Origin of the sequence: Pseudoalteromonas sp. S16_S37, from assembly GCF_014694405.1 — a bacterium.
Taxonomy (GTDB): Bacteria; Pseudomonadota; Gammaproteobacteria; order Enterobacterales; family Alteromonadaceae; genus Pseudoalteromonas.
Genome location: NZ_JAAUWV010000054.1, coordinates 24351 through 31232, shown reverse-complemented (window position 1 = coordinate 31232; position 6882 = coordinate 24351). Strand labels below are relative to the sequence as shown.

Genomic DNA, 6882 nt, shown 5'->3' with positions numbered 1-6882 from the left:
CAAGACTATATGGCGGGGCTCCGGCATTTTAAGAAAACCATCACTGACTTGAATTGGCAAAATTTGGATGTTAGTGATGTGTTTGAATTTAAATGATTATTTATGGGGATCCCTCAGGTTGTACGCCAATGATAAAGTTCACATTGAGCTGCGCTTTGGTGTAGTGTGCCAAAGCGCTTTTTAATAAGTTCATCAAAAACTGGGTCTTTTTGCCACCAAAGCTTGGCATCAATTTCTTTAAACCAAAAGTTCAAAACTTCACTAATCACAAAGACTCCCTAATGTACGGCATTAAGCATTGAGGTGTTGTAGCCATATTTCTTTATTTGTAAGTATAAACTCATATTGCTTTTTATTCTTGAGAGTTACTTTAATCGCATCAGTTGAGATTGGAATAATGCCTCCACCTGTTGCAAGACAAGATTTAGCCGACACTATTTCACTACGCTCAATTTTAATTGTGCCGAGGTTTATTTGTGTGTTAATTGGTTTGAATTCTAAATGGTCATTGGTTATTGAAAGAGTGCCATCGCATTTGGCTGCGCCAACCTGATTAGTCGCTGAAGATGATAATATTATTTGCTCTTGCATGTGATAAATCCCTTAAATTTGCTTAGAAATTTATCTTGACATAATAGTATAGTGAAGTGAAGCATTAAAGGAGTCAACAGCTAAAGAGTGTGTTGAGGCATACTGCTAAGTAGCTGGCTGAGCCTAAAATGACTCAGCTAGCATTCAAAATTTTTTATTATAAACCGGATGCTTCTACGTAAAACTCTTCACCATTGTCGGTTAACTCGACAGTATATGTTATCGGGATTTCTTTGTTTTTACCGGTTGTAGACGCAATGATACTTAAATCGGCGGCACATTCGTGAGCACCTGTTTTATCGTGTGTATTGGTGGTACGAATACCCAAAACTTCATAAGTGAATAATTTTGCTGAGTCTTCGCCTAATTGCTTTATCATTTCTTCATTTGCAATTTCTTATACTAAATCAGTGGTTTCCGAATCCCCAAATTTGGAAACTGACTGTGAACAGCCCATCATTGCTGCACAAGATAGGAGTAAAGGTAGTGTAAGTATTTTCATGATATGTCCATAATTCTTCCTTGATAATGCGTGTGAAAAGAAGACGTTTTCACCTAACGCGATAAAGTTTTATACACTGTACTTGTGTTATTCGTTGTATCAGTAATTGTGATGAATTTATATATTAATTAATAATAACTAATGAAATATTAAGCCTGTTTAATAAAATTAAAATGAATATATTTATATATCTATTTTATTATTTTTTTGGAGCTACAGTAAGGTAAGCTTTATATTTGTAAGAGGTTTAGTACAGCATAATAAAACTTCGCCATCACGAACAAAAGCGAGAGGTTCTTGATTATAACTTACTTTTCCTTCATCCAACTTGGCACGACAGGCGCCACAAAAACCTTCGCGGCATTGATAAGCAACTTCTATATTGGCTTTTTCTAAAGTATCGAGAAGTGAAGGGGATTGAGCCGCAAATTCTAGCGGCTCATCAAGACTATCAATCGTAATTTTATGACAGGGATTGTCACTCATTACAAATCAAAGTCACCAAACTCAGATGCATCTACCTCTGAGTCAATTTGGCCCACAAGGTATGAGCTGATCTCTGCTTCTTGAGGTGCTACTTGCACGTTGTCAGAAACTAACCAAGCGTTAATCCAAGGAATAGGGTTAGTTTTATTTTCAAACTGCGTTGGTAGACCTACAGCCGCCATACGAACATTGGTTATATATTCAACATATTGGCACAAGATGTCTTTGTTTAAGCCAATCATAGAGCCATCTTTGAATAGGTATTCTGCCCACTCCTTTTCCTGCTCTGCTGCTTCAACAAACATGGCAATTGCTTGTTCATGACATTGAGCAGCAACGATAGCCATCTCTGGATCATCTTTACCATCTTGCATTATGTTGAGCATATGCTGAGTGCCTGACAAGTGCAGAGCTTCATCACGGGCAATCAATTTAATGATCTTGGCGTTACCTTCCATTAATTCGCGCTCAGCAAATGCAAAAGAGCAGGCAAAGCTTACATAAAAGCGAATTGCTTCCAGTATATTTACAGACATGACGCAAAGATAAAGTAGTTTTTTCAGTTCAAACAGATTGATAACAACTGTTTCACCATTTATCTCATGCTTACCTTCACCATGCAGGTTATATAAAGATATTTTTTCGATTAGCTCATCATAATAGCGAGTTACCGCGTCAGCTCGTTTGTTGATACGTTCGTTGGTAACGATATCGTCAAATATTAACTCCGGCGACTGAGTTACGTTTCGAATGATGTGTGTATATGAGCGGCTATGAATGGTTTCACTAAACGCCCAGGTTTCTATCCAAGTTTCTAACTCTGGTAGCGAGACGATAGGCAGTAGTGCAACGTTTGGTGAGCGGCCTTGTACGCTATCAAGTAAGGTTTGATACTTTAAGTTACTTAGAAATATATGTTTTTCATGCTCTGGAAGGCCTTGAAAGTCGAGTCTGTCTTTGCTGACATCAACTTCTTCTGGGCGCCAAAAGAAAGACAGTTGCTTCTCAATTAACTTCTCGAAAATAGGATATTTTTGTTGGTCGTAACGAGAAACATTGACGGTTTGGCCAAAAAACATTGGCTCTTTTAACTGATCATTATGATTTCTGCTAAAAGTAGAATAAGACATATTTAATACACTCAATACCAAAAACAGCGGGTCATACAGACCCGCACATACTTATATTTTACAAGCGCCGCCTGCACAATCATCATCTTCCGGCTGGGCTTTAAGCTCATCTTGTGAGTCTGAAGCACCGTCTCGGGTGTTATGATAATAAAGTGTTTTAACACCTAGCTTGTAAGCCGTTAATAAATCTTTGAGCAGTAGTTTCATAGGAACTTTACCACCTTCAAACTTATTCGGGTCGTAGTTAGTATTTGCAGAGATAGTCTGATCGATGAATTTTTGCATGATCCCAACTAATCCAAGATAGCCATCATTTGACGGAATATCCCACAGCAGCTCGTAACTGTCTTTCAAACGCTCGTACTCAGGAACCACTTGCTTAAGGATACCATCTTTACTTGCTTTAACACTAATATGGCCCCTAGGCGGCTCGATACCATTGGTTGCGTTTGAGATTTGTGATGATGTCTCTGATGGCATTAATGCAGATAGCGTAGAGTTACGCATACCGTGCTCTTTAATGCTTTGACGCAAGCCATCCCAATCTAAACGAAGAGGTTCTTCACAGATTTTATCTAAGTCACGTTTATAAGTATCAATTGGCATAATGCCTTTTGAATACGTAGTCTCATTAAACAATGGACATGCACCACGCTCTTTCGCTAGTTCATTAGACGCTTTCATAAGGTAGTACTGAATAGCTTCAAATGTACGGTGCGTTAAACCATTGGCGCTTCCATCTGAGTACTTAACGCCGTTCTTAGCTAAGTAGTAAGCATAGTTAATTACACCTATACCTAAGGTACGACGACCCATAGTCGCATTTTTCGCAGCTGGTACAGGATAGTCTTGGAAATCAAGTAGATTATCAAGAGCGCGTACCGCTAATTCAGCAAGTTCTTCAAGCTCGTCAAGCGAGTTTAACGCACCTAGGTTAAATGCCGAGAGTGTACACAGTGCAATCTCACCGTCAGGATCATTTACATTGTTTAATGGTTTAGTTGGTAACGCAATTTCAAGGCACAAGTTCGATTGACGAATTGGTGCAACCTTAGAATCAAATGGGCTATGCGTATTACAGTGGTCAACGTTTTGAAGATAAATTCGACCGGTGCTAGCGCGTTCCTGAGCAAACATTGAGAAAAGCTCAATGGCTTTAATACGTTTTTTACGAATAGATTCATCTTGTTCGTATTGCTCATATAACGATTCGAACTTTTCTTGATCTTCAAAAAAGGCATCGTACAGACCTGGTACATCAGAAGGGCTGAACAATGTAATGTAGCCATCTTTGATTAAGCGAGTGTACATTGTTTTGTTGAACTGCACGCCATAATCTAGATGACGAACGCGATTTTCTTCAACACCACGGTTGTTTTTAAGAACCAATAAGTTTTCAACTTCCAAATGCCAAAGTGGGTAGAATAACGTTGCGGCGCCACCACGAACCCCACCTTGTGAACAGCTCTTAACAGCCGTTTGAAAGTGCTTATAAAAAGGAATACAGCCTGTGTGATACGCTTCGCCATTGCGAATTGGGCTGCCAAGTGCACGAATACGACCAGCATTAATACCAATGCCAGCACGCTGGCTTACATATTTAACAATGGCTGATGATGTCGCATTAATTGAATCAAGGCTGTCGCCGCACTCAATTAATACACATGAGCTGAATTGGCGAGTTGGTGTGCGTACACCCGCCATGATAGGTGTCGGCAATGATATTTTGAACAGTGATATTGCGTCGTAAAAACGTTTTATATAGCTCAAACGCGTATCTTTTGGATAATCTGAGAATAAACTCGCAGCAACTAAAATATATAGAAACTGAGCACTCTCGTAAATTTCGCCCGTTACGCGATTTTGAACCAAGTATTTACCTTCCAGCTGCTTGACCGCAGCATAGCTGAAGTTCATATCACGACAGTGATCAACGTAGCTATCAAGTTCATCAAGTTCTTGCTCTGTGTAATCTACTAGTAGATGAGGGTCGTAGCGCTTGTCCTCAACGAGTTTGGTAACGTGATCATAAAGGCGTGGTGGCTCAAATTGACCGTATGCTTTTTTACGCAAATGGAAAATTGCGAGGCGCGCAGCTAAATACTGATAATCAGGTGACTCTTTGTCGATTAAATCTGCAGCCGCTTTAATAATCGTCTCATGAATATCTTCGGTACGAATACCATCATAAAACTGAATATGCGACTTTAATTCGACTTGAGACACAGAAACATTGTTTAACCCTTCCGCTGCCCAAGTGATTACGCGGTGGATTTTATCTAGATCAAGCGGCTCTTTGCGGCCGTTTCTTTTGCTGACAGATAACTGTTGGTTCATAGTTGCGCCTGTATTCCTTCGGAATTGTTTTTTGGTAAACGCACGGTTCACACTTATTGTTTATCTATTCACCACTATATATGGTGATGAGCATACCGTGGATCACAAGATAGTGGGGTTACGCTAAATTTGCAATAGAACAACTTACTCACAATTGTGGATAAGTTAAGGATAAATCACTTGTGTTAGTGGCTATTAACCTATGAGGTTTTACCATTAAACACACCTTTAAAAAATCAACCAAGATGGTTGGATTTTTTAGTAAATTCAAAAAAAATTCTAACTGATTTTTTTCTACTCAACTTGGGGTGGTTTTGGGTGCAAAGCACTAGATGTAGTGCTTTGTTATTTATTTGTACACTATATATGTGATATTAACGATTCTGGGTTAGTTAAATTCAGATCCGCTTGCCAGCTCAATGCAACCTCTTCACTTGGTACGTATCCCCACAATGCCGCAACAGAGCGCATGTTAGCCGCTTTTGCCGCTTCAATATCTCTTGCTGCATCGCCAACGTAAAAACATGCGTTAGGTGGAACCCCTAATTGTTCAGCTGCATGCAACAGTGGTTTGGGGGAAGGTTTGGCTTCGTCTAGGGTATCACCACACACAACGACTTCTATGTTTTTTAGCTCTTCGATGTGCTGTAGTAGTGGTATAGTTAAAAAAGTGGGCTTGTTCGTCATGATCCCCACCTTGATGTTTCTATTACTAAGTTCCTCTAACAGAGCATTTATCCCATCAAAACAATGGCTATAAACGGCAATGTTACTGGCATAATAATCAAGAACAGTCTGTTTTAGTGCTGATACGTCGTGATTTGCCAATGATTCTTTGAAGCCAACTTCTAGTAAAGCCTGAACTCCATTTGAAATGGCGGGACTGTATACCTCTTTTGCTACGCAAGGTAAGCCATGCAGCTGCAAGGTATGATTAAGTGCAGCGCCTAAATCATCACAAGTATTTAGCAAAGTACCATCTAAATCGAAAATTACAGCTTTAATCATGCAAGTTTCTCGAAGTGAAGTAGGTAGTTCACGCTTACGTCGTTACTGAGCGTAAATGTCTTGCTTAGCGGGTTATAACTTATACCTGCACTTGCGCGAACCTTTAATCCTGCTTGCTCAGCCCAATTAATCAAAGTGGATGGTCGAATAAACTTATCGTGCTGATGTGTGCCCTCTGGCACCATTTTCAACAATTTCTCTGCGCCTACAATCGCCATCAAATATGCTTTAGTGGTTTTATTCAAAGTGGAGAAGAATACGCTTGCCCCAGGCTTCGCAAGTGTCGCTACCGCGTTGATGATAGAAGCAGGATCAGGTACATGCTCAAGCATTTCCATACAAGTAACAACATCGAACGCGTCTGGGTTCTGTTGAGCAAACTCTTCAACTGGGACTTTTTGGTATTCTACTTTAATACCTGATTCTAAACTGTGCAGCTTGGCAACATTTAAAGGTTCTTGCCCCATGTCGATGCCTTGTGCATTGGCACCAAGTTTGGCCATGCTTTCAGTAAGAATGCCACCGCCACACCCCACATCGAGTACTTTTTTGCCAAAAAGACCTTGGCATTTGTCATTGATAAAATCTAAGCGCAATGGGTTGATATCATGCAAAGGTTTAAATTCGCCTTCGGTATCCCACCAACGCTCTGCTATTTGTTCAAATTTTGCTATTTCTTGTGGGTCTACATTTAGATGTTCGGTCATAAAAAACTTCCTCGTTAATCTGAGCGCATTATAAGAGGGGTCAGATTAAAATCACTAAAACTTTGCGCCTGTAAATTGTTTAAAAGTGTGTTAGCATGGCGACTCAGAATTAATAATAACT

The 6882-nt window shown here is 39.8% G+C and carries 8 protein-coding genes; all 8 read right to left on the bottom strand.

Annotated elements, in window-relative coordinates; genetic code table 11:
- Positions 1-113: 113 nt before the first annotated feature.
- The 8 genes from HC733_RS18155 to ubiG all read right to left on the bottom strand — a co-directional run bounded on the left by HC733_RS18155 (position 114) and on the right by ubiG (position 6761).
- Positions 114-269, bottom strand: coding sequence for a DUF924 family protein (locus HC733_RS18155; protein WP_190366418.1), 156 nt, complete (start codon positions 267-269; stop codon positions 114-116).
- A gap of 22 nt (positions 270-291) precedes the next feature.
- Complete coding sequence (locus tag HC733_RS18150) at positions 292-591, bottom strand: hypothetical protein (RefSeq protein WP_190366417.1); 300 nt, start codon at positions 589-591, stop codon at positions 292-294.
- Positions 592-748: 157 nt separating this feature from the next.
- A complete protein-coding gene (locus HC733_RS18145; protein WP_190366416.1) occupies positions 749-970 on the bottom strand; it encodes a hypothetical protein in 222 nt (73 codons plus the stop codon).
- A gap of 336 nt (positions 971-1306) precedes the next feature.
- Positions 1307-1579, bottom strand: coding sequence for a class I ribonucleotide reductase maintenance protein YfaE (gene yfaE / locus HC733_RS18140; RefSeq protein WP_190366415.1), 273 nt, complete (start codon positions 1577-1579; stop codon positions 1307-1309).
- Positions 1579-2709, bottom strand: coding sequence for a class Ia ribonucleoside-diphosphate reductase subunit beta (gene nrdB, locus HC733_RS18135; RefSeq protein WP_190366414.1), 1131 nt, complete (start codon positions 2707-2709; stop codon positions 1579-1581). Before nrdB ends, yfaE begins: the two co-directional genes overlap by 1 nt.
- A gap of 51 nt (positions 2710-2760) precedes the next feature.
- Positions 2761-5046 (bottom strand): class 1a ribonucleoside-diphosphate reductase subunit alpha, encoded by a 2286-nt coding sequence (gene nrdA, locus HC733_RS18130; protein ID WP_190366413.1) that lies wholly within the window; start codon positions 5044-5046, stop codon positions 2761-2763.
- A gap of 360 nt (positions 5047-5406) precedes the next feature.
- The gene (locus HC733_RS18125; protein ID WP_190366412.1) at positions 5407-6054 is read right to left on the bottom strand and encodes an HAD family hydrolase; all 648 of its coding nucleotides are present in this window, start codon (positions 6052-6054) and stop codon (positions 5407-5409) included.
- The gene (gene ubiG / locus HC733_RS18120; protein WP_190366411.1) at positions 6051-6761 is read right to left on the bottom strand and encodes a bifunctional 2-polyprenyl-6-hydroxyphenol methylase/3-demethylubiquinol 3-O-methyltransferase UbiG; all 711 of its coding nucleotides are present in this window, start codon (positions 6759-6761) and stop codon (positions 6051-6053) included. Before ubiG ends, HC733_RS18125 begins: the two co-directional genes overlap by 4 nt.
- Positions 6762-6882: the final 121 nt, after the last annotated feature.

Bases quoted from the DNA above. Each gene is read 5' to 3' on its own strand.
- HC733_RS18150 (WP_190366417.1), bottom strand. From the start codon at position 591: ATGCAAGAGCAAATAATATTATCATCTTCAGCGACTAATCAGGTTGGC.
- HC733_RS18145 (WP_190366416.1), bottom strand. From the start codon at position 970: ATGATAAAGCAATTAGGCGAAGACTCAGCAAAATTATTCACTTATGAA.
- yfaE (WP_190366415.1), bottom strand. From the start codon at position 1,579: ATGAGTGACAATCCCTGTCATAAAATTACGATTGATAGTCTTGATGAG.
- nrdB (WP_190366414.1), bottom strand. From the start codon at position 2,709: ATGTCTTATTCTACTTTTAGCAGAAATCATAATGATCAGTTAAAAGAG.
- nrdA (WP_190366413.1), bottom strand. From the start codon at position 5,046: ATGAACCAACAGTTATCTGTCAGCAAAAGAAACGGCCGCAAAGAGCCG.
- HC733_RS18125 (WP_190366412.1), bottom strand. From the start codon at position 6,054: ATGATTAAAGCTGTAATTTTCGATTTAGATGGTACTTTGCTAAATACT.
- ubiG (WP_190366411.1), bottom strand. From the start codon at position 6,761: ATGACCGAACATCTAAATGTAGACCCACAAGAAATAGCAAAATTTGAA.